The following is a 21622-nucleotide window of genomic DNA, read 5'->3' as shown; positions in this document are numbered from 1 at the left end:
TGAAACAACGGGCCTGACCAGGGAACATGTCGACACCTCGACCGGGCCCGGCCCCCGGGCCCGGTCGGGACGGGCCTGGAGCGCCGGCGTCCTACCGCGCGGCGCGTTCGCCGCGCCCGGCGTGCTCGTCCTGCTCCTCGTCGCCGCGCGCGAGGATGTTCCCGCTCTCCCAGAGCGGGCCGAACACGAACCACAGGCCCACCACGACCCACACCCGGCCGATCCACCACAGCAGCGCCTCCCGCCCCTCCGGGGCGGCGAACAGGACCACGAGGACGAGCAGGGTGACCGAGGTGATCACGGCGGCGTTCACCACGCGGTACCACTCGCGCATCAGGTGGGCGCGCCGCCCCGGCCCCCGCTTCGGCGGCCTGACCGGGGCGGGCCCGCCCGCGAACCGGTGCGCGAACCGCACGTCGGCCCACCGCACGATCGCGGGCCCGAAGGCGACGCTGAACCCCAGGTACACGGCGGCCAGCCCGTGGATCATCCCCGCCTCCGCGCCGCCGCGCAGGTCCAGCGCGGTGGCCACCACCAGCACCACGTCCAGCAGGGGGATGGACCACAGCACCAGCGTGCTCAGGGCGCGCCACCGGAGCAGGTAGCGCAGCGCAAGTCCCGCCCCCAACAGCACCCACAGTCCGAACTCGCACATCACGATCACCGCGGCGATCGGGTTCTCCGAGACCAACTCGAACACGGGACTCCCCTCCGGTTTTAGTAGCACGACCGTACCAGGACAGTAGCACAGTCGTGCTAGCATGTCTCCATGCCCAAGTTGATCGACCACGAGCAGCGCAAGGAGGAGATCGCCGAGGCGGTCTGGCGCGTGATCCTCCGCGACGGCGTCGCGGCCGTCTCCGTGCGCACCGTCGCCGCGGAGGCGGGACTGGCCGTCGGGTCCGTGCGGCACGTCTTCCCCAGCAAGGCCGAACTGCTGGAGTTCTCCATGGCCCTGGTCTACGAGCGCGCCAGGTCCCGGGTCGTGCGGCACGTCGGGCTGCACGACCCCCGCGAGATGGCCGAGCGCATGCTCCACGAGTTCCTCCCGCTGGACGACACCCGCCGCGCGGAGATGGAGCTCGACGTGGCGATCATCGCCGAGATGCCCGCCCACCGGGGACTGCGCGCCATCCGCGACAAGGCCCACCAGGGCCTGCGCGAAGCCTGCCGGCTGGTGCTCGAGCACCTGCGCGAGACCGGGCAGGTCCGCCCCGACGCCGACCCCGACCTGGAGACGACCCGCCTGCACGCCCTCGTGGACGGCCTCGCCCTGCACGGCCTGGTCGGCGCCACGGACCGGCGGGCCGCCGCAGAGCGGGCCGTCCGCGTGCTGGCCGGACACCTGGACTCACTGCGACCGCCCGAACAGGGGAGCTGACATGGGCAAGGCGGAGAAGAGGCTCGAACACTTCATCAGGGCCAGGATCGGCGAGGCGCCGCCCGGCGACCCCGTCGCCCGGTCCCACCGCGCGCTGGTCGCCGCGCTGGACGCCCTGCGCCGGGAGGCCTCGGCCGACGAGGACTGGGCCTGGGTCGAAGCCGTCTCCGGGTGGTTCGGCGAATGGTTCGACGACGGGGGCTCCCCGTCCGGGTCGGACTCCGGCCTGTGGGAGGAGAGCGCCGAGAAGACCGCGGCCGCCGTCGCCGCCCGCGTGCTCGCCTGCATGGCGCTGGTGTACGCCGACCACCCGGACTACGACCCGGCCTGGGAGAAGACCGCCGCGGTGCGGTGAGGAGCGGGCCGCCGCCCCGTATCCGAAGCGGGGCGGTGGCCCTCGCCGGCCGCCCCTTCCCGCTACGTCAGGGAGGACCGGCCCTCCGATCCTCCCCTCCGCACCGCTTTCGCGCCACCCCTCCCCGGTGCCGTGGTCCGGTTTACGGTCGCCCCTAATCGGCCGGGGACAGGTCCACCCCGCGCAGCAGCTGGGCGTTGAGCGCCACGATGACCGTCGACAGGCTCATCAGCACCGCGCCCACCGCCGGGGCCAGCACGATCCCGACCGGCGCCAGCACACCGGCCGCCAGCGGCACCGCGAGCACGTTGTACCCCGCCGCCCAGACCAGGTTCTGGATCATCTTGCGGTAGCTCGCCCGCGACAGCCTGCGCACCGCCACCACACCCCGCGGGTCGTCGGAGGCCAGGACCACACCCGCCGACTCGATGGCCACGTCGGTGCCCGCGCCGATCGCGATGCCGACGTCGGCCCGGGCCAGCGCGGGGGCGTCGTTGACGCCGTCGCCGACCATCGCGACCGTGCGGCCGCGCTCCTGGAGGTCGCGCACCACCGCGTCCTTCTGGTCCGGCAGGACCTGGGCGAACACCTCGTCCAGCCCCAGGTCGGCGGCGACCGCGTCGGCCACGTTGCGGGCGTCGCCGGTGACCATCGCCACCGAGATCCCCTGACCCCTGAGCCGCCGGACGGCCTCACGCGACTCCGGCCGCACCTCGTCGGCCAGGGCCAGCGCCCCGGCGACCTCCTCCCCCGCGATCACGTGCAGCACCGTCGCGCCCCGCTCGCGCCAGGGCCGGGTGCGCTCCTCCAGCTCCCGCGGCTCGGTCAGCCCCAGGGATTCCAGCAGCGCGGGACCGCCCACGTGCACGGTCCGGCCGTCCACCTCGGCCCGCACCCCGCGCCCGGTCAGCGACCGGAAGCCGGTGGCGGCCGGCACCCCGCCGGCGTCCTCGGCGGCCCGCACGACGGCCCTGGCCAGCGGGTGCTCGGAGTCGGCCTCGACCGCCCCCGCCAGGGCCAGCACCCGGGCGGCGTCCCCGCCGGGGACCGCGGCGTGGTCGACGACGGCCGGGGCGCCCTTGGTCAGGGTGCCGGTCTTGTCGAACAGGACGGTGTCCACCAGGCGGGTGCGCTCCAGGGCCAGCCGGTCCTTGACGAGGATGCCGTTGCGCGCCGACAGCGCCGTGGAGATCGCGATGACCAGCGGGATCGCCAGCCCCAGCGCGTGGGGGCAGGCGATGACCAGCACCGTCACGGTCCGCTCGACGGCCTCGGTGGCCTCGCCCAGCGCCGACCAGACGACGGCGGTGACGATCGCGGCGCCCAGCGCGAACCAGAACAGCAGCCCCGCGGCGCGGTCGGCCAGCACCTGGGAGCGGGAGGTGGAGGACTGCGCCTCGGCGACCAGCCGCTGGATGCCCGCCAGCGCGGTGTCCTCCCCGACCGCGTCCACCCGGACGCGGACCGCGGAGTCGGTGGCCACGGTCCCGGCGACCACCCGGTCGCCCTCGCCGCGGGTGACGGTGCGGGACTCGCCGGTGATCATGGACTCGTCCACGGCCGCCGCGCCCTGTACGACGGTGCCGTCCGCGGGCACCCGGCCGCCGGAGCGGACCAGCACGGTGTCGCCGGTGCGCAGGTCGGCGATGGCGACCTCCTCGACCGCGCCGTCGGCGCCGACGCGCTCGGCGCGGTCCGGCAGCAGCGCGGCCAGCGCCTCCAGGGCGCCGGACGCCTGGCCCAGCGCGCGCATCTCCAGCCAGTGGCCGAGCAGCATCACCACGACCAGCAGGACCAGCTCCCACCAGAAGTCGAGCGCCATGCCCACCACGCCGAAGGTGGCCAGCAGGCTGGAGCCGAAGGCGACGGTGATGGCCATCGCGACCAGGGTCATCATCCCCGGCCTGCGCGCTTTGAGCTCGTCCGCGACCCCGGACAGGAACGGCCAGCCGCCGTAGAGGTAGACGACGGTGCCCAGCACCGGCGGGATCCAGGTCAGGGGCTCGGCCACGTGGTAGCCCAGCCACCCGGAGACCATGTGGCTGGTGAACACCACGGGGAGGCTGAGCAGCAGGCTCCACCAGAACCGCGTCCGGAACACCGCCGCGTGGTCCCCGTGCCCGCCGCCGTGCCCCATGTGCCCGGAGTGGCCGCCGTGACCCGTGTGCCCGGCGTGTTCACCCTCGTCGGCGTGCCCCTCACCATGGCCGGAACGGCCCGCGTGTCCGACGTGTCCGCGGTGTTCGGTGTGGCCTGAGGGCTCTGAGGGCTCGGGGCGGTCCGAGCCGGCGTCGGATTCGGCGTGACCGGTGTGGGCGGTGGCGCCGTGGTCCGGGCGGGGCGCGGGGACGCCGGGCGGGGCGGGGGCGTCGCGGCGCCCGCCGGAGCGGTGGCCGTCGTGGTCGTGTGCGCTCATGTCACTCTCCTCTCCCCCGGAACATACCCAGGAGGGGTATCCTCCGAACGGATCGCCGCGCCGCATGGCCTTCACCCCCCGCAAGCGATATACCCCCTGCCGGTATTCCCGCCGGAGGCGGCGCGGACCGGGACCGCCGGCGCCCGGGCCGAAAAAAGGGGCGCGGACCGTTCCGGTCCGCGCCCCCCGCCGGGGCCTCAGGAGGCGGTCGCCGCCTCCTCGCCCTCGTGCCCGTACCAGGGCCACCACTCGGCGGTGCGCCCGTGCGGGAACATCCGGTCCAGCCGGATCGTCAGCCGCAGTACGAACCCGCCCGCGATCATCCCGGCCACCAGGTCCGAGAACCAGTGGAAGTGCAGATAGATCGACACCGCCGACTGCAGCAGCGCGATCGCGACGATGGTGTACCCCAGCCGCCGGATGACGTGCGGCCGGGCCGCGCCGAAGCTGATGATCATGTACAGGACCAGCCCGTAGATGAGGATCGCGTTGGACCCGTGCCCCGAGGGGAACGCCACGTTCCCCGCCCCGGCGAAGAAGTCCGGGTCGTAGTGCTTGGCGTGGCCGCGGTTGATGGCCAGCTTCATGATCGAGACCATCGACATGACGCCGACCACGCCCACGGCGCTCAGCACGATCGGCCGCCAGCTGCGGTGCCAGTAGGCCAGCTGGAGCGCCACCACCCCCAGCACCGGCAGGGCCACGTAACGGGAGGCCACGTTGTCGGGCCAGTGGATCAGGGGCTCGCGCAGCACCTCGAAGTAGGGCCGGTGGAACTCGTTGAGGAAGTTGTCCAGCGGGTGCAGCGGCCCCGCGGCGAGCATCGTCACCACGATGAGCGCGACCGCGAGGATGATCGCGATGCGGTCCGAGGCCAGACCCCATGCGATCTCGCTCACGCTGGGCCACTTGACCGCGCGGACGACCGGGAGCCCCGGCTTGGGCGGGACCTCGCGCACGACGGGGATGGAGCCGCTGTAGGGCCCCGCCACCGGAGTGGTCCTCTTTTCCCTGTCGTGCGTCGTGGTCACGTGTCTCGCCCTCGGATGCCGGGTCCTTGAAGAGTGCGTCATGTGCTCAGTGCTGTCTCACGTGTCGTGGGCTCGCCTGTGGCACTTGGCCGGGGGAAGGGCTGGCCGCGGATTGCCGGAAACGGGGTTCCCCGGATCCTCGGGTCGATCGTTCGGCGGGGGACCTTCCCCCACCCTCCGTTCGACGGCCGAACCTTCGGGCCGGTTCACGGAGGTTCCGTGAACACCGCCCCTGGGCAGGTCCGGCGCGCGAGGACCGCAGAGGGCTCGTCTGCGATTCTGCGATTCGTCGTCTACTCCAGCGGTGCCCCCGCACCGCTTCATGTCCCGAGCGCGGTTCACGGCGCTCTCGGTCGGTCCTTCGCCGTCGCTCGTGTCATGCCCGCGCGACTTGGTGTGAACATTGCCGACAGACGAGCCTACCTGGACACTTCCCCCCGTTGGTGGTGCGGACGGTCAAGTGTGATCCTTCTACCTCGGACTTTGCCTCACGCCCGGATACTGGACGCGGGCGGTTCACCGCCATGCGACATGTTCGTGAGCTTTCTGTTAGCAGTTCGAGTCCGCTCGGCGAGGCGGCTCCCGCGCGTGTGGCAATCTTCAAGGAGTTTCCAGACGACGAGTGGAGCGGCCGCGGCGCACGCGGCCGCGGACGGGAAGGGCCCTGGATGGTCGACCTGCCGAGGTTGCCGGATGATCCCTCGAAGCTGGCGCGCGAGCCGCTGCGGGAGCAGATCCGGCAGGTCCTGGTCGAGGGCCTGTTGTCCGGCCGCTGGCAGCCGGGCGAGCGCATCGTCGAGCGCCGGATCGCCACGGAGCTGCGGGTCAGCCAGGCCCCGGTGCGCGAGGCGCTGCGCGAGCTGGAGACGCTGCGGCTGATCGAGACGGTGCCCAACAAGGGCGCCCGGGTGCGCGACTTCGGCGTCCGGGACATGGCCGAGATCTATCCGGTGCGCGCCGGGCTGGAGCTGGTGGCCGCCGAGCTGGCGGCCCCGCGCCTGCGGGCGGACCCCTCCCCCCTGGAGCGCGAGGTGGGCCTGCTCAAGCGGGCGACCGCCGAGGGCGACGTGTCCGGGCAGATCAAGCACAGTGTGGAGTTCCACCGGGAGGTCGTGCGAGCGGCCGACAACAGCGTGCTGCTGCACACCTGGGAGTCGCTGGGCGTGGAGGTGTGGACGGCGCTGTCGGTGCGCTGGCTGAACATGGAGCTGCACGCCAAGGCCGCCGACCACGACCAGATCACCAAGGCGTTCCGCGAAGGGGACTCCCAGGTGGGGCGGATGCTGAGCGACCACGTGCTGAACTACGTCGAGGCCGCCCTGAGGTCGAACGAGGGCGCGCACTGACCCGGGCGCCCGCGCCCCGGCCCCCGGCCCGTCCGGGGGGACCCCGCCCGACATGGGCCTTTACCGTCGATGACCGCCCCTCTCGGGTCAAGGTTCCGGTATCTGGCGTAAAGTCTTATTGATCGATCATCGATCAGACCGTAGAGTGTGGCGCGACGCACGTCACAGTGAACACCGACCCTTACGGGCGTCCGGAATCGTTCATCCGGCCGGTGAACGAACCCGGGACTCCCGACGCCGCACCCCTTCCCCACCTCATGCTTAGCGCGCAGGAGACCGGGAAGCATGCGATGAGGGGTCCGGTGACAACCGCATACGAGACCCCGCGAGCCTTCGCGTCCGGGGGAGGACGAGCCACGCTCCCCAGGACGCACCCCGACAGCCACAGGAGCGCCGCCGCCGTTGAGCCCGGCGGTGGCGCACGTCCGGAGCCGCGCCCGACAGCGCGGCCCCGGCGGGCCCTCGCACCGCGGCCCACAGGCCGTGGTGCCGGGCCTCTCGTACGTAGAAAGGCACACCATGGCTGACACCACGGCCAAGCCGAAGGGCGCCGCCGCCAGGTCCTCCGGGACCCGGCGCCGAGGCCGCAAGAACACCTCCCCCGGCCTCGGCGACGAGAAGCCCGAGGAGCTCCTGGACTACTACCGCCGGATGCTCTTCATCCGCCGCTTCGAGGAGCGCACCGCCCAGGCCTACACGCAGGCGCGGATCGGCGGCTACTGCCACCTCAACCTGGGCGAGGAGGCGACCGTCGTCGGCCTGCTCGACGCGCTCCGCCCGGACGACTACCTCTTCACGAACTACCGCGACCACGGGTACGCGATCGAGAAGGGCATGGACCCCAAGAAGGTCATGGCCGAGCTCTACGGGCGCGCCGACGGCGTCTCCAAGGGCTGGGGCGGGTCCATGCACATGTACGACACCGCCACCCGGATGCTCGGCGGCTACGGCATCGTCGGCGGGCAGCTGCCGCTGGCCACCGGTGCCGCGCTGGCCATCTCCTACCGCGGCGGCGACGAGGTCGTCATGTGCCAGATGGGCGACGGCACCACCAACATCGGCGCCTGGCACGAGTCGCTCAACATCGCCAAGCTGTGGAACCTGCCGATCGTGTTCGTGGTGATCAACAACTTCACCGGCATGGGCACCACCGTCGAGATGTCCTCCGCCGAGCCCGAGCTGTACAAGCGCGGCTCCGCCTTCCGCATCGAGGGCGTGCGCGTGGACGGCCGCGACGTGCTCGCGGTCCGCGACACCGCCGCCGAGCTGGTCGAGCGGGCCCGCAAGGAGCAGACCCCGTTCCTGCTGGAGGCGTGGAGCTACCGGCAGAAGGGCCACTCCGTCGTGGACCCCGCCAAGTACCGCACCGAGGAGCAGTGGGAGCAGGCGCGGGCCGACGAGAACGACCCGATCACCCTCTTCGAGGCGAAGCTGGCCGAGGCCGGCGTGCTCACCGACGAGCTGCGGGAGGAGATCGCCGCCTCGGTGAAGGCCGAGGTCGCCGAGGCCGCGGACTTCGCCGAGAACAGCCCGCACCCGGACGTGTCGACCCTCTTCGACTACACGTACGCCACCCCGGTCCCGAACGAGTCGCGGCGCATGCCGGCCGACCCGGTGTTCGCAGAGTAGAGAAGGACGACGACACATGTCTGTGATCACCTACCGTCAGGCCCTGCGCGACACGCTGCGCGCCGAGATGGTCCGTGACGAGAACGTCCTCGTCATGGGCGAGGAGATCGGCGTCTTCGAGGGGTCGTACAAGATCACCGAGGGCCTGCTCAAGGAGTTCGGCCCCCGCCGGGTCAAGGACACCCCCATCGCCGAGGAGGGGTTCGTCGGCGCCGCCATCGGTGCGGCGATGCTGGGCCTGCGCCCGGTCGTCGAGCTGATGACCATCAACTTCTCGCTGATCGCGATCGACCAGATCATCAACCACGCCGCCAAGATCTACGGCATGTTCGGCGGGCAGACCAGCGTTCCCATGGTCATCCGCACGCCGGGCGGCGGCGGCCAGCAGCTCGGCGCGACCCACTCGCAGAACATCGAGCTGTTCTACTCCTTCATCCCGGGCCTGAAGGTGCTCGCCCCGAGCACCCCCGCCGAGGCCTCGTCGATGCTGCGCGCGGCCATCCGCGACGACGACCCGGTGCTGTTCCTGGAGAACCTGGGCCTGTACAACACCAAGGGCGAGGTCCCCGAGGACTACGCCCAGCCGGAGAACGACGACGTCGCGACCATCGGCCGCGCCGCCGTCACCCGCGAGGGCTCCGACATCACCCTCATCGGCTACTCCCGGATGGCCATGGTCGCCACCCAGGTCGCCGAGAAGCTCGCCCAGGAGGACATCAGCGTCGAGGTCGTCGACCTGCGCAGCCTCCGCCCCCTCGACCGCCAGACCTTCGTGGACTCGGTCAAGAAGACCGGCGCCGCCGTCATCTGCGAGGACGACTGGCTCACCTACGGGATCGGCGCGGAGATCGCCGCGTCCATCCAGGAGGGCGCCTTCGACTACCTGGACGCCCCCGTGCGACGGGTGGCCATGGCGGAGGTCCCGATGCCCTACGCCAAGCCGCTCGAGACCGCGGCCCTGCCGTCCGTCGAGTCGATCAGCACCGCCATCAAGGAGACCCTGAGCGCCGTCGGCAAGCGGGTCGGGTAGAGGGAGTTCCAGTCCATGAGCGAGATCTACATGCCGCGCCTCTCCGACACCATGGAGGAAGGCGTCATCAGCACCTGGGTCAAGAAGGTGGGCGACAAGGTCGCCTCCGGTGACGTCCTGGTCGAGATCGAGACCGACAAGGCCGTCATGGAGTACGAGGCCTACGAGGACGGCTTCCTGGTCAAGCAGGCGGTGTCCGAGGGCGAGACGGTACCGATCGGCGCCGTCATCGGTGTGATCGCCGATTCCCCGGACGCCGTGCCCGACGACTCCGGAGCCCCCGCGGCCGAGGAGGGGTCCGGCGAGCAGGCCGAGGAGAACCCCGCCGAGCCCGCGGCCGCCGCCCCGGAGGAGCCCGCCGCGGAGGAGGCCCCGGCCCCCGCCGGGACCCCGTCCGGTGACGGTGAGCGTCCGCGCACCTCCCCGCTGGCCCGCCGGCTGGCCAAGGAGTACGGCCTGGACATCACCAAGATCAAGGGCTCCGGCCCGCGCGGCCGCATCGTGCGCGCCGACATCGAGGCCGCCGCCAAGGAGGGCGCCGGCGCCGAGGCGGCGGCCCCCGCCGCCCAGGCCGCCCCCGCACCCGCGGCTCCGGCCGCCCCGGCGGCGCAGGCCCCGTCCTTCGACGACGGCCGCGCCTCCGAGGAGGTGCCGGTCGGCAACGTGCGCAAGGTGATCGCGCGCCGCCTGACCGAGAGCAAGCAGCAGGTCCCGCACTTCTACCTGCGCCGGACCATCGACGCCGAGGCGCTGAAGACCTTCCGCGGGCAGATCAACGAGCAGTTGGCGAGCACCGGGGCGAAGATCAGCTTCAACGACCTCATCGTCAAGGCGAGCGCCACGGCGCTGAAGCTGCACCCTGCGGTCAACTCCTCGTGGGTCGACGGCAGGCTGCTCAAGCACGGGCGGATCAACGTCGGCGTCGCCGTCGCGGTCGACGCCGGGCTGGTGGTGCCGGTCCTGCACGACACCGACAAGGCCACCCTGTCGGAGATCTCGTCCCGCACCCGCGAGCTGGCGGGCAAGGCCCGGGACGGCAAGCTCAAGCCGCAGGAGATGAGCGGCGGCACGTTCAGCGTGTCCAACCTGGGCATGTTCGGCGTGGACAGCTTCTCCGCCGTGATCAACCCGCCGGAGGCGGCGATCCTGGCGGTCGGCGCGATGCGCCAGGAGGCCGTGGTCGTGGACGGCGAGATCGCCGTCCGCAACCGGATCTCCCTGGAGCTGTCGGTGGACCACCGCGCGGTGGACGGCGCCGTCGGCGCCGCGTTCCTCAAGGACCTCGCGGAAATCCTCGAGGAGCCGATGCGGATCATCCTCTAGCAGTGCAGAGCACGGACGCCCCGGCCGGGTCCTCCCGGCCGGGGCGTCTGCGGATAGTCTGCTCGGGTGTTCGAGACAACGGCGTGGAGGGAGCGCGCGCCCCGCCTCGTGCGAAGCGCGAGGGCCGTCGACGCCCTGCTCCCCGCGGCACTCGTGGCCCTGTCCTTCATCCCCGGGATCGCCCACCAGGGGGTCGACCTGGCGGAACTGCCGGACGACCGGACCCTGGACCCCCTGGGCCTGGCCCTCATCGCCGCCCAGGCCGCACCCCTCGTCCTCCGGCGCCGGTTCCCCGTCGCCTGCCTGGTCGCGGTCGCCGCCGCGTTCACCGCCTTCCAGCTGCTGCGCTACCCCGACGCCTTCGCCTCCCTCGCGCTGCTCGTGGCCCTGTACACCGTCGGCACGCGCCCGCCGCGCCGCCCCGCTCCGGTGGCCGCGGGCGCGCTCGCCGCCTACGCGCTCGTCTGCTGCTGCCTGTACCTCGCGGGCTCGCCCACCACCGCGGCCGACTACCTCGCCTTCGGCCTCGTCCTGGCCGCGTGCTGCGCCCTCGGCCGGTGGGTGCGCGCCCGCGCCCTGGACGCCGAGGAGCGCCGCCGCCGCGCGGAGGCGGACGCCGCGGCCGCCGAACGGGCCCGTATCGCCCGCGACCTGCACGACGTCGTCACCCACCACGTCACCTCGATGGTGGTCCAGGCCGACACCGCGGGCTATCTGCTCGGCCGCTCCGACGGAGTGGGGAGCACCCTGGCCGGCATCGGGGAGACGGGGCGGCGCGCCCTGGACGACCTCCGGCACCTGCTCGGCGTCCTGGACCCGCGCGAGGACCCGGCCGGCCCCTCCCTCGGTGGGCTCGCCGGCCTCGTCGAGCGCTCCCGCGGCGCGGGGCAGAGCGTGGACCTGGTCGAGGACGGCGAGCCCCGGCCGATGCTCCCCCGGCAGGAGGAGGCCCTGTACCGCGTCGTCCAGGAGTCCGTCACGAACGCGCTCAAGCACGCGCCCGGCGAGCACGTCGTCGTCCGCATCGAGCACGGGGACGAGGCGGTCGGCGCCCGGATCACCACCGGGGGCGGCGCGCCCCCGGCCGAGGGGGCCGGTCCGCCCCGCCCCCGCTCCGGCGGCGGCCGCGGCCTGACGGGCCTGCGGGAGAGGGTCGGCGCCGTCGGCGGGGAACTGCGCGCGGGCCCCTCCGACGACGGGGGCTTCACAGTGCACGCCATCGTCCCCCGGGGGGAAACGTGAACGGTTCGCCCATCCGCGTCGTGGTCTGCGAGGACGACGAGGCGGTGCGCACCGGGTACGCCGCGGTGCTCGACGCCCAGCCCGACATGACCGTGGTGGGACAGGCCGGTGACGGCGCCGAAGCGGTGAACGTCATCCGGGACCTGCGCCCCGACGTCGCGGTGATGGACGTCCACATGCCCCGCCTGAGCGGCATCGAGGCGACCGCCCTCCTGGCGGGCCCGCCGGACCCCCACCCGGTGCGGATCCTGGTGGTGACGACCTTCAACCTGGACGAGTACGTCTACGAGGCGCTGCGGGCGGGCGCCAGCGGGTTCCTGCTGAAGGACGCCCCGCTGCACGAGCTGATCGCGGGCGTGCGCACGGTCGCCCGGGGGGAGGCGCTGCTGTCACCGGCGGTGACCCGGCGGCTCATCGGCGAGTACGCCCTGCGCGTCCGCCCCGCCGACCCGGCCCCGCCCGCGGTGCTCCCCGAGCCGCTGACCGAGCGCGAGCACGAGGTGCTGCTCCTCATGGCGGAGGGGCTGTCCAACGGGGAGATCGCCGAGCGGATGACGGTCGCGCACGAGACCGTCAAGACCCACGTGTCGCGGATCCTCACCAAGCTCCGGCTGCGCGACCGGGTCCAGGCCGTCGTGTTCGCCTACCGCTCGGGACTGGTGCGCCAGGGCTGAGGGGCGGATCCCCCTCGAGAGCCACCGGATCGCGCTCGCGCGGGTGATGTGGCCGCCGGGTCCCCCTTCCTAGCCTGGAAGCCGGTCGGAGCGCCCCCGCGCCCCGCGTTCCAGGAAGTGGTCCCGACATGTCCCCTGACGCCGTACCCGCGTCCACCCCCAGCAGATTCCGGCCGACGGTCCTGCGCTCGGTGCTCCTCCTGCTCCTGGTCGGAGCCCTGGCCGCGCTCCTCTCGGGCGTGACGGACGCGGTGGGCGCGTCGGTGTGGGCGCTGCCCCTCGGAGTCGCGGCGGCGGCCCTCGGCCTGTGGGCCTACCGGCTCGCGATCCGCCGGATCGAGGGGAGGGAGCCGCTGGAGCTCTCCCGGAAGGGGGCGGTCCGCGGCCTCGGATGGGGGACGGCGGCCGGGTTCGGCGTGTTCGCCGCGACCATCGCGGCCATCGCCGTCCTCGGGGGCTACCGGGTCACCGGCTGGGGGTCGTTCGAGGCGTTCCTCGCCGTGTGCGGGCTGATGTGCGCGGTCGCGGTGGCGGAGGAGCTGCTGTTCCGCGGGGTCGTCTTCCGCCTCGTGGAGGAGGCCGCCGGGACCTGGGGCGCGCTCGCCGTGAGCTCCGTGCTCTTCGGCGGGCTCCACCTGGTGAACCCGAACGCGACCCTGTGGGGAGCGCTGGCCATCACCCTGCAGGCCGGCCTCATGCTGGGCGCCGCCTACGCCGCCACGCGTTCCCTGTGGCTGCCGATCGGCCTGCACTTCGGCTGGAACACGACGCAGGCGGGGGTCTTCGGCACCGCCGTCTCCGGTAGCGAGGACGCGTTCGCCGGGCTGTTGACCGGGGAGGCGGGCGGGCCCGCCGCGATCAGCGGGGGCGCCTTCGGTCCCGAGGGCAGTGTCTTCGCCGTGTTGTTCTGTGGCGCGGTCACGGTGTACCTCCTGCGCGTGGCCCACCGCAGGGGCCACATCGTGCCCCGGCGCTCCCGCCGGGCCTGAAGCGCGGTGCCGCCGACCGGTCGCGTCCGGCGGTCCCCGGCCGGGTAGGGTCCGCGCATGGCCCACATCCTGCACATGACCGAGCTGGAACGCTGGAAGGCCGGCGGTGACGTCGAGGCCGACTCCCTGGCGGAGGAGGGCTTCGTGCACGCCTCGCCCGACGAGAAGACCTTGCTGGCGGTCGCCGACGCCTTCTACGCCGCGGCGACCGGTCCCCTGGTCGCGCTGGTCGTGGACACCGGCGTGCTGGACTCGCTGGGGGTGGAGACCCGCTGGGAGGCCGCCGCCCCGGCACCGCCGCCCGGGGCGGACGACGGCGTCCTGTTCCCCCACGTGTACGGCGCGATCCCCCGGGAGGCGGTGGTGGCGGTCCGCCACCTGCGGCGCGCCCCCGACGGCCGGTTCACCGTTGTCCGGGAGCACCCGGCGGCCGCGGAGGCACCGGATCCGCTCCCCCGCCCCGAGGGCGGGTGACACCGGCGGTCCCGGACCGCGTCGGCGCGGTTCCGCCCCGACGGGCGGTCCGGCCCCGGCGGCCGGAACCGTGGGGTGCCCGACCGTTGCGGCCGCGGGGCCCCGGCTACCGTGGGTCCTCCGACGGACGGCGCGGAATCCACGGGGGGACGATGGCGGGGGCTGCGGAGCGGATGCCCGAGGCGGCGGGAGCGGTGCCGGCCGCAGCGACCTGGGGGCTGCTCGCCGCCTGGGCCGTCCACGACCTGGAGGAGCTGGTCGCCATCCCCGGCTGGTCCCGCCGCGCCCGTCCGCGCCTGCGGCGCGAGCTGCCGTGGGTCCCGGAGCGGGTCTGGGACCGGCTGGACGTCTCCCCCGCGCACAACGCCGCCGCCATCGGACTGATGGGCGCGGTGGTGGCCGCCGCCGCGGCCGACGGGGCGCGCACCGGCGGACGGAGCGGTTTCTACCAGACGGTGCTCCTGGGCTTCGGCGTGCACGCCGTGGTCCACGTGGCGCAGTCCGCCGCCACACGCGGGTACACACCCGGAGCGGTGACGGCGCCGCTGGTGGTCGCGCCCTTCTCGCTGTGGGCGTGGTCGCGGCTGCGCGCGGCCGGGGTGCCCGCCGCACGGGGCGGTGGGCCCGCCGCGATCGCCGCGCTCCCGGCGGCACTGGGCGCGGTGCACGGGCTGGCCGCGCTGCTCACGCGCGGCCGCCGCGGGAAGGAGTAGGAACAGGGGGTACGGCGCCGTCCGGTCAGATGCGGCCGGACTGCTGCGGCCCCGCCGACTGGTGGGACCCCATCGACTGCTGCGGTCCCATCGGCTGCTGGGATCCCATCGGCTGCTGCGGTCCCGTCGGGTACCGCCCCTGGCCGGGGTCGTGCTCCACGCCCGGACGCGGGATCGGACCGGTGTCGCGCAGGTCGCTGTGGTTGCCGACGCTGGGCGGGCTGGTGTGCCGGACCTTGCCCTTGTCGATGCCCAGGATCCGGTTCAGGTAGCCCTTCTTGCCGACCACGAACCAGGCGATCGCCCCGAAGAACGGGAACCAGAGGATGAAGATCACCCACAGGAGCTTGCCCCCCGCGGTGGTGTTGCCGTCGACGACCGCCGAGATGACGGCGGCGACCAGCAGGACCAGGAGCGCCAGGGCCACGGCGGCGATCACGATGCCCGTGACGCCGGCCATCCAGCCGAAGGCCGTGTCGACCGGGTCCGTCACCGTGTTCGCCAGGGCCATGCGTTCCATGAGGTGCTCGACCATGTCTCCCCCAAGCATGTCGTGAGCATGTCAACACGTAGCGTAATCACCATGGGTGCATACTCACCCTCATTTCACGGTTTTCGGGCGTTTCCTTGGAACGGGATCGGCGGGCTACTCATCGGTACCACCCCCCACCAGCGCTTTCCGCTGCTTTACTGAGAGGCATGGGCTCTCCTCCCCTCGCAGCGCTCCCGATCCGTCACCCTCTCCCGGCGGTCGCACAAGGTCCGCGGGGCTCCGGGATCGCGCGGTCGTGACCAGGAAACCCCGCTACGTCTGGCTGGCCGACCAACTCCGCGCCCCCATCCTGCGCGGCGACATGCCCCCCGGGACCAGGCTGCCCTCGCGCACCCGCCTGGCCCGGAGCTACCGGGTGAGCGAGCAGATCTCCCGCACCGCGCTGCGGCTGCTGGTCACCGAGGGCCTGGTGGAGGCCCGCCCCGGTTCCGGCTACTACGTCCGCGACGTCCCCGACGTCTTCCGGATCTGCCGCACCGACTCCACCTCCGGATCCGGCCTGGGCCGCCTGGCCCGCGAACCCCTGGGCACCGAGCAGGAGCCAGGCACGACGCCGATCGTCGAGCGGCTCGGCCTGCGCGAGGGCGAACCGGTGTACACCACCACGTCGCGCGGGCTGTCCGCGGACCGGCCCATCACCCTGCACCGCTCCTGGGAGCCCGCCTCGCTCACCGTCGGGACACTGCGCACCCCCTACGACGCCTCCCCCGACGCGGGCCTGCTCGAACGCCTCGGGTCGGCCGGACACCCCGTCGACCGGGTCGTGGAGGAGGTCGGGGTGCGGGTGCTGCGCGACTCCGAGGCCGCCCTGCTCGGCTCCGCCCCGGGCATCCCCGTCCTGGTCGTGGAGCGCACCCACTACAGCGGCAACCGCCCGGTGGAGACCTCCGACCTCATCGGCACCGCCGACCAGTGTCGACTCCTCTACAAACTGACACTGGCCCGGCCCCGCCCGCCGCGCGGGCGCGCCTGACACCGGCCCCGGACACGCGAAAGGGGCGGCCGCCGCGGCGACCGCCCCCGAAGAACCGTCAGCGGCTCAGGAGGTGAACTCCTGCGCGACGACCTCCGCGATCTGCGCGGTGTTGAGCGCGGCGCCCTTGCGCAGGTTGTCCCCGCACAGGAACAGGTCCAGCGACGTCGGGTCGTCCAGCGACTGCCGGATGCGGCCCACCCAGGTCGGGTCGGTGCCCACCACGTCGGCCGGCGTCGGGAACTCGCCCTTGGCCGGGTCGTCCAGGACGGCCACGCCCTCGGCCTTGCCCAGCAGCTCGCGGGCGGCGTCGGCGGTGACCTCCTGGGAGAAGGTGGCGTGCACGGTCAGCGAGTGGGTGGTGATGACCGGGACGCGGACACAGGTGGCGGTGACCCGCAGGTCGGGCAGGCCCAGGATCTTGCGGGACTCGTTGCGGACCTTCAGCTCCTCGGAGGACCAGCCGTCGTCCTTGAGCGAGCCCGCCCACGGCACGACGTTGTAGGCCAGCGGCGCCGGGAACGGGCCCAGCTCCGCCACGGCGCCGCGGACGTCGCCGGCCTTCTCGCCCAGGGTGCGGTCCGCGGCGACCGCGGCCATCTGGTCGCGCAGGACGTCGATGCCCTCCTGGCCGGCGCCGGACGCCGCCTGGTAGGAGGAGACCACCAGGTCGGTGACGCCGTAGGCGCGGTGCAGCGCGCCGATGGCGACGATCATCGACAGGGTGGTGCAGTTGGGGTTGCTGATGATGCCGCGCGGCCGGTTGCGGACCTGCTCGGCGTTGACCTCGGGCACCACGAGCGGGACGTCGGGGTCCATGCGGAAGGCGCCGGAGTTGTCGACGGCGACCGCGCCGCGGGCGGCGGCGATCGGCGCCCACTCCTTGGAGACCTCGTCGGGCACGTCGAACATGGCGACGTCGACGCCGTCGAAGACCTCCGGGGCCAGGGCCTGGACCACGACCTCCTCGCCGCGCACCCGCAGCACCTTGCCGGCGCTGCGCGCGGAGGCGATGAGGCGGATCTCGCCCCAGACGTTCTCGCGCTGGGTGAGGATGTCGAGCATGACGGTGCCGACGGCGCCGGTCGCGCCGACGACGGCCAGGGTGGGAAGACGGTTGCTCATCGGCCGGTACCTCCGTAGACGACGGCCTCGACCTGGTCTGCGTCGAGCTGGAACTCGGTGTGGGCGGCCTGGACGGCCGAGTCGATCTGGTCCTCCGTCACGATGACGGAGATGCGGATCTCCGAGGTGGAGATCATCTCGATGTTGGTGCCCGACCCCGCGATGGCGTCGAAGAAGCGGGCGGTGACCCCGGGGTAGGAGCGCATGCCGGCGCCGACCAGGGAGACCTTGCCGATCTTGTCGTCGTAGCGCAGCGCCTCGAAGCCGACCTTGTCCTGGACCTTCTTCAGGGCGGCCAGGGCCTGCTTGCCGAAGTCCTTGGGGACCGTGAAGGAGATGTCGGTGCGGGAGGTCGAGACCGCCGACACGTTCTGCACGATCATGTCGATGTTGATCTCGGCGTCGGCGAGGGCCTTGAAGATCGTCGCGGCCTCACCGACCTTGTCCGGGACCCCGACGACGGTGACCTTGGCTTCGCTCCGGTCGTGGGAGACCCCGGAGATGATCGGCTGTTCCATGCCTTCGCTTTCCTCGACTTCCGAAACGATCCAGGTCCCGGGCTTCTGGCTGAACGACGAGCGGACGTGCAGGGGGATGTTGTACCGCCGCGCGTACTCCACGCAGCGCAGGTGCAGGATCTTGGTCCCGCTGGCGGCCATCTCCAGCATCTCCTCGTAGGAGACCTGGGGGATGCGCCGGGCGCTGGGGACGATGCGCGGGTCGGCGGTGAACACGCCGTCCACGTCCGAGTAGATCTCGCAGGCGTCCGCCTCCAGGGCGGCGGCCAGGGCCACGGCGGTGGTGTCCGAGCCCCCGCGCCCCAGGGTGGTGATGTCCTTGCTGTCCTGGGAGACGCCCTGGAACCCGGCGACGATGCAGATCGCGCCCTCGTCCACGGCCTCCTTGATACGGCCGGGCGTGACGTCGATGATCTTGGCGTTGCCGTGCAGGGACGTGGTGATCACGCCCGCCTGCGAGCCCGTGAACGACCGCGCCTCGAAGCCCAGGTTGGCGATGGCCATGGCGACCAGGGACATGGACATGCGCTCACCCGCGGTGAGGAGCATGTCGAGTTCGCGCGCCGGCGGCATCGGGGACACCTGCTCGGCGAGGTCGATCAGCTCGTCGGTGGTGTCGCCCATGGCCGAGACCACGACGACGACGTCATATCCCGCTTTTTTCTGAGCGACGATCCGCTGGGCTACTCGCTTGATGGCTTCCGCGTCGGCCACGGAAGACCCACCGTACTTCTGCACGATCAAGGCCACGGTCGATGCTCCTGAGGAGTTGGGTTCACAGAGGATTGCAATGGAGTGTAACCGGCGGCGCCCTCGTCACCCCGTCCCACCTGGGACGTAGCGGTTCGGGCGTACCGGCGCACCGGGCACGGGTTACCCGATGATCCGGAGAGTACTCATATTTCAGCTCGGTTACGGCGAAATGTGAGCTAGAACTCCAGGCTGCGGCGCCCCTCGAAGGCGCGTCCCAGAGTGACCTCGTCGGCGTATTCGAGATCGCCGCCGACGGGAAGGCCGCTGGCCAACCGGGTCACTGTGAGACCCATGGGTTTGACCAGGCGGGCGAGGTAGGTGGCGGTCGCCTCCCCCTCGAGATTGGGGTCGGTCGCCAGGATCAGCTCGGTGACCTCGCCGTCGGCGAGGCGTTTCATGAGCTCCTTGATGCGCAGGTCGTCCGGGCCGACGCCCTCGATCGGGCTGATGGCCCCGCCCAGGACGTGGTAGCGGCCGCGGAACTCGCGGGTGCGCTCGATGGCGACGACGTCCTTGGACTCCTCGACCACGCAGATGACGGCGGGGTCGCGGCGGGGGTCACGGCAGATCCGGCACTGCTCCTCTTCTGCGACGTTGCCGCAGACGGAGCAGAAGCGCACCTTCTCCTTGACCTCGACCAGCGCGCCGACCAGGCGCTTGACGTCCGCGTGCTCGGCGGAGAGCAGGTGGAAGGCGATGCGCTGCGCGCTTTTCGGACCGACGCCGGGCAGCCGCCCGAGCTCGTCGATCAGATTCTGCACCGCGCCTTCGTACATCGCCCGCTCACTTCGGTCGGACCGTGTTCGACGGGGCGGTCCGTCACCCCTCTACCACCACCGTATAGGGAACGACGACCTTCCGCGTACGCGTCGGGTCGCCGTCGTGCGATGCCGGGTCCGTTCCGGCCCGCCCGCCCGAACCCGGTCCCCCGTCCCCGGCGGGCGTCCCGGGGCCGCGGGCCGTCGGCCGGGGGCGGCGGGCCGGCGTCGAACAGGGTCCGGGCGGGCCGGAGCGGGGGTGCGGTGAGGCGCGGCCTAGAAGCCGGGCAGGCCGGGCATGCCGCCGCCCAGGCCCTGGGTGAGCGGGCCCATCTTCTCCTGCTGGAGCCGCTCGACCTGCGCCTCGGCGTCGCGGATGGCCGCCAGGACCAGGTCCGCGATGGTCTCGACGGTCTCCGAGGCGTCGTCGGCGTCCACGGCGTCGGGGGAGATGGTGATGTCCTCGACCTGTCCGCGCCCGCTCAGCTTGACCTTGACCAGGCCGCCGCCGGAGGTGCCCTCCACCTCGGCGTCCTCCAGGGCCTGCTGGGCCTCCACGAGCTGCTGCTGCATCTGCTGGGCCTGCTGGAGCAGGGCCTGCATGTCCATTCCGCCAGGGTTCACGGCCGTCTCCTCGTCGCACCCGCGGTACCGGGTCTCGGTGTCATGTCCGTATGTCCGTTGCCTGTGAGGGTAACCGGTTCCGGGGCGGTGGGCGGGCGCGTGGCGGCCCGGGCCGCGACGGCCTCGCCGATGACCGCGTCCAGGGAGGCGCGGGTCTTCTCCAGGGAGCGGATGGCCGCCTCGATGCGCTCGCGCTCCGCCCAGAACATGTCGATCAGGTCGGGGGCGGGCTCACCGATCTCGTTGGCGTACATGCAGGGCAGGATGCCGCGGACGGTGTCGCTGTTGAGCCCGGCCGCGTACAGGCAGCGGATGCGCTCGACGCGTTCGACGCTCTCCTCGGCGTACTCCCGGTGACCGCCCGGGGAGCGGGTGGAGGCCAGCAGGCCCTGGTCCTCGTAGTAGCGCAGGGAGCGGGGGCTGGCCCCGGTCCGCCGGGCGAGTTCACCGATCCTCATCGCGCCCCCTCTTGTGAGTCGTGACACAAAGACTTGAATCTGACATCCGTGTCAGATTTTACGCTCACGGCATGACGACGACAACGACTCGGACCGAAGCGGCCGCCCTCCCGACCGGCCACCCGCTGCTCGCCTCCTACGACCTGTCCGGCCTGGCCCTGCCCAACCGGGTGCTCATGGCCCCCATGACCCGGCTGCGCGCCGACGCGCACGGGGTCCCCACCCCGCTCATGGCCGAGTACTACCGCCAGCGCGCCGGGGCCGGGCTCATCGTCTCGGAGGGGATCGCCCCGGTGGCCGGCGGGCGCATCCACCCCCTCCAGCCCGGGCTGGACACCGCCGGGCAGATCGACGGGTGGCGAACGGTGACCGGGGCCGTGCACGCGGCCGGCGGACGGATCTTCGCGCAGCTCATGCACGGCGGACGCAACTCCCACCCCGCGAACCTCCCCGGCGGGGGGACCCCGGTCGCGCCCTCGGCGGTCGCCGCCGCCGACCGGGTGCACACCCTGGACGGCAAGGCGGACCCGGTGGTCCCGCGGGCGCTGACCGAGGAGGAGGTGCGCGGGCTGGCGGAGGGCCACGCGGAGGCGGCCCTCCGTGCGGTGAGCGCCGGGTTCGACGGGGTCGAGATCCACGGGGCGAACAGCTACCTCGTCCACCAGTTCCTGGCCGACGGCACCAACCTGCGCGCCGACCGGTACGGCGGGTCCGTCGCGGGGCGCATCCGGTTCGCGGTGGAGGCGGTCGAGGCGGCCGCCGGGGCGATCGGCGCCCACCGGGTGGGGTTGCGCATCTCCCCCGGCAACACGGAGGGTGGAATGGTGGAGCGGGACCCCGCGCCGGTGTACCACGCGCTGCTGGCGGCCCTGGCCCCACTGGGACTGGCCTACCTGCACGTCACCGACGATCCGCGGTACCCGGCCCTGGACGACCTGCGGCCCCGGTGGGCGGGGACCCTGGTGGGCAACACCGGGGAGCACGCCGAGACCACGCAGGAGAGCGCGACCGCGCTCGTCGCCTCGGGCCGGGCCGACCTGGTGTCGGTGGGGCGGCCCTACATCTTCAACCCCGACGTGGTGGAACGCATCGCCGCCGGGGTGGCATGGACGCCGATTCTGGGAAAGGACTACCACTACGGCAGTGGTCCGCACGGATACGTGGACCTGCCCCGGCACGATGCGGTTGCGACTCTCCGATCGCCCGTTTCCACCAGGGGTAATATCGAAGAGTAGCGATAATATCACTGCCGGTTGA

General features: G+C 72.6%; 21 protein-coding genes and 1 pseudogene. 13 read left to right on the top strand and 9 right to left on the bottom strand.

Annotated features, from left to right (window positions below):
• Positions 1 to 91: 91 nt before the first annotated feature.
• Entirely contained in the window at positions 92 to 700 is a 609-nt protein-coding gene (locus ABZ249_RS11685; protein WP_355260688.1) for a hypothetical protein, read from the bottom strand.
• Between the two features lie 69 nt (positions 701 to 769).
• On the opposite strand from ABZ249_RS11685, the gene ABZ249_RS11680 reads away from it, so the two are divergent.
• Positions 770 to 1381 (top strand): TetR family transcriptional regulator C-terminal domain-containing protein, encoded by a 612-nt coding sequence (locus tag ABZ249_RS11680; RefSeq protein ID WP_220563933.1) that lies wholly within the window; start codon positions 770 to 772, stop codon positions 1379 to 1381.
• Between the two features lies 1 nt (position 1382).
• Positions 1383 to 1736, top strand: coding sequence for a hypothetical protein (locus ABZ249_RS11675; protein WP_355260685.1), 354 nt, complete (start codon positions 1383 to 1385; stop codon positions 1734 to 1736).
• Between the two features lie 154 nt (positions 1737 to 1890).
• On the opposite strand, the gene ABZ249_RS11670 is transcribed toward ABZ249_RS11675, so the two are convergent.
• Both ABZ249_RS11670 and ABZ249_RS11665 read right to left on the bottom strand, forming a co-directional pair.
• Entirely contained in the window at positions 1891 to 3873 is a 1983-nt protein-coding gene (locus tag ABZ249_RS11670; RefSeq protein WP_355261035.1) for a heavy metal translocating P-type ATPase, read from the bottom strand.
• A 476-nt stretch (positions 3874 to 4349) separates the two neighbouring features.
• On the bottom strand, positions 4350 to 5144 hold the full coding sequence (locus ABZ249_RS11665; protein ID WP_255647138.1) for a phosphatase PAP2 family protein: 795 nt from the start codon (positions 5142 to 5144) through the stop codon (positions 4350 to 4352).
• Positions 5145 to 5851: 707 nt separating this feature from the next.
• Here ABZ249_RS11665 and ABZ249_RS11660 point away from each other — a divergent pair.
• The 9 genes from ABZ249_RS11660 to ABZ249_RS11620 all read left to right on the top strand — a co-directional run bounded on the left by ABZ249_RS11660 (position 5852) and on the right by ABZ249_RS11620 (position 14603).
• A complete protein-coding gene (locus ABZ249_RS11660) occupies positions 5852 to 6529 on the top strand; it encodes a GntR family transcriptional regulator (RefSeq protein ID WP_220563937.1) in 678 nt (225 codons plus the stop codon).
• Positions 6530 to 7048: 519 nt separating this feature from the next.
• Complete coding sequence (pdhA, locus tag ABZ249_RS11655) at positions 7049 to 8158, top strand: pyruvate dehydrogenase (acetyl-transferring) E1 component subunit alpha (protein ID WP_355260682.1); 1110 nt, start codon at positions 7049 to 7051, stop codon at positions 8156 to 8158.
• Between the two features lie 16 nt (positions 8159 to 8174).
• On the top strand, positions 8175 to 9188 hold the full coding sequence (locus ABZ249_RS11650) for an alpha-ketoacid dehydrogenase subunit beta (protein WP_220563939.1): 1014 nt from the start codon (positions 8175 to 8177) through the stop codon (positions 9186 to 9188).
• 15 nt (positions 9189 to 9203) lie between these two features.
• Positions 9204 to 10511, top strand: coding sequence for a dihydrolipoamide acetyltransferase family protein (locus ABZ249_RS11645; RefSeq protein WP_355260679.1), 1308 nt, complete (start codon positions 9204 to 9206; stop codon positions 10509 to 10511).
• 66 nt (positions 10512 to 10577) lie between these two features.
• Positions 10578 to 11753 (top strand): histidine kinase, encoded by a 1176-nt coding sequence (locus ABZ249_RS11640; RefSeq protein ID WP_355260676.1) that lies wholly within the window; start codon positions 10578 to 10580, stop codon positions 11751 to 11753.
• The gene (locus tag ABZ249_RS11635) at positions 11750 to 12427 is read left to right on the top strand and encodes a response regulator transcription factor (protein ID WP_355260673.1); all 678 of its coding nucleotides are present in this window, start codon (positions 11750 to 11752) and stop codon (positions 12425 to 12427) included. The genes ABZ249_RS11640 and ABZ249_RS11635 overlap by 4 nt, the downstream gene beginning before the upstream one ends.
• 128 nt (positions 12428 to 12555) lie before the next feature.
• Positions 12556 to 13416, top strand: coding sequence for a CPBP family intramembrane glutamic endopeptidase (locus ABZ249_RS11630; protein WP_355260670.1), 861 nt, complete (start codon positions 12556 to 12558; stop codon positions 13414 to 13416).
• 57 nt (positions 13417 to 13473) lie between these two features.
• Complete coding sequence (locus ABZ249_RS11625; protein ID WP_355260667.1) at positions 13474 to 13890, top strand: DUF952 domain-containing protein; 417 nt, start codon at positions 13474 to 13476, stop codon at positions 13888 to 13890.
• Positions 13891 to 14042: 152 nt separating this feature from the next.
• The gene (locus ABZ249_RS11620) at positions 14043 to 14603 is read left to right on the top strand and encodes an HXXEE domain-containing protein (RefSeq protein WP_355260664.1); all 561 of its coding nucleotides are present in this window, start codon (positions 14043 to 14045) and stop codon (positions 14601 to 14603) included.
• Between the two features lie 193 nt (positions 14604 to 14796).
• Here the strand turns inward: ABZ249_RS11620 and ABZ249_RS11615 are convergent.
• Positions 14797 to 15114: pseudogene (locus ABZ249_RS11615) on the bottom strand (PLD nuclease N-terminal domain-containing protein); the annotation flags it as partial.
• Positions 15115 to 15391: 277 nt separating this feature from the next.
• On the opposite strand from ABZ249_RS11615, the gene ABZ249_RS11610 reads away from it, so the two are divergent.
• A complete protein-coding gene (locus ABZ249_RS11610) occupies positions 15392 to 16129 on the top strand; it encodes a GntR family transcriptional regulator (RefSeq protein ID WP_355260661.1) in 738 nt (245 codons plus the stop codon).
• 66 nt (positions 16130 to 16195) lie between these two features.
• Here the strand turns inward: ABZ249_RS11610 and ABZ249_RS11605 are convergent, their stop codons facing one another.
• The 5 genes from ABZ249_RS11605 to ABZ249_RS11585 form a co-directional block, all read right to left on the bottom strand.
• Entirely contained in the window at positions 16196 to 17254 is a 1059-nt protein-coding gene (locus ABZ249_RS11605) for an aspartate-semialdehyde dehydrogenase (protein ID WP_355260658.1), read from the bottom strand.
• The gene (locus ABZ249_RS11600; protein WP_220563947.1) at positions 17251 to 18522 is read right to left on the bottom strand and encodes an aspartate kinase; all 1272 of its coding nucleotides are present in this window, start codon (positions 18520 to 18522) and stop codon (positions 17251 to 17253) included. The genes ABZ249_RS11605 and ABZ249_RS11600 overlap by 4 nt, the downstream gene beginning before the upstream one ends.
• Before the next feature lie 179 nt (positions 18523 to 18701).
• Positions 18702 to 19301 (bottom strand): recombination mediator RecR, encoded by a 600-nt coding sequence (gene recR, locus ABZ249_RS11595; RefSeq protein ID WP_220563948.1) that lies wholly within the window; start codon positions 19299 to 19301, stop codon positions 18702 to 18704.
• Between the two features lie 258 nt (positions 19302 to 19559).
• The gene (locus tag ABZ249_RS11590) at positions 19560 to 19892 is read right to left on the bottom strand and encodes a YbaB/EbfC family nucleoid-associated protein (RefSeq protein ID WP_220565418.1); all 333 of its coding nucleotides are present in this window, start codon (positions 19890 to 19892) and stop codon (positions 19560 to 19562) included.
• 11 nt (positions 19893 to 19903) lie between these two features.
• Entirely contained in the window at positions 19904 to 20365 is a 462-nt protein-coding gene (locus ABZ249_RS11585; protein WP_355260654.1) for a MerR family transcriptional regulator, read from the bottom strand.
• 71 nt (positions 20366 to 20436) lie between these two features.
• On the opposite strand from ABZ249_RS11585, the gene ABZ249_RS11580 reads away from it, so the two are divergent.
• Positions 20437 to 21600 (top strand): alkene reductase, encoded by a 1164-nt coding sequence (locus ABZ249_RS11580; protein WP_355260651.1) that lies wholly within the window; start codon positions 20437 to 20439, stop codon positions 21598 to 21600.
• Positions 21601 to 21622 lie beyond the last annotated feature (22 nt).

The sequence above is a fragment of the Nocardiopsis sp. NPDC006139 genome (genome assembly GCF_040614155.1).
In the GTDB taxonomy this organism is placed as follows: domain Bacteria; phylum Actinomycetota; class Actinomycetes; order Streptosporangiales; family Streptosporangiaceae; genus Nocardiopsis; species Nocardiopsis changdeensis.
Note: the sequence above shows the minus strand (reverse complement) of the source record. Positions and strands in the feature narration are given on the sequence as shown.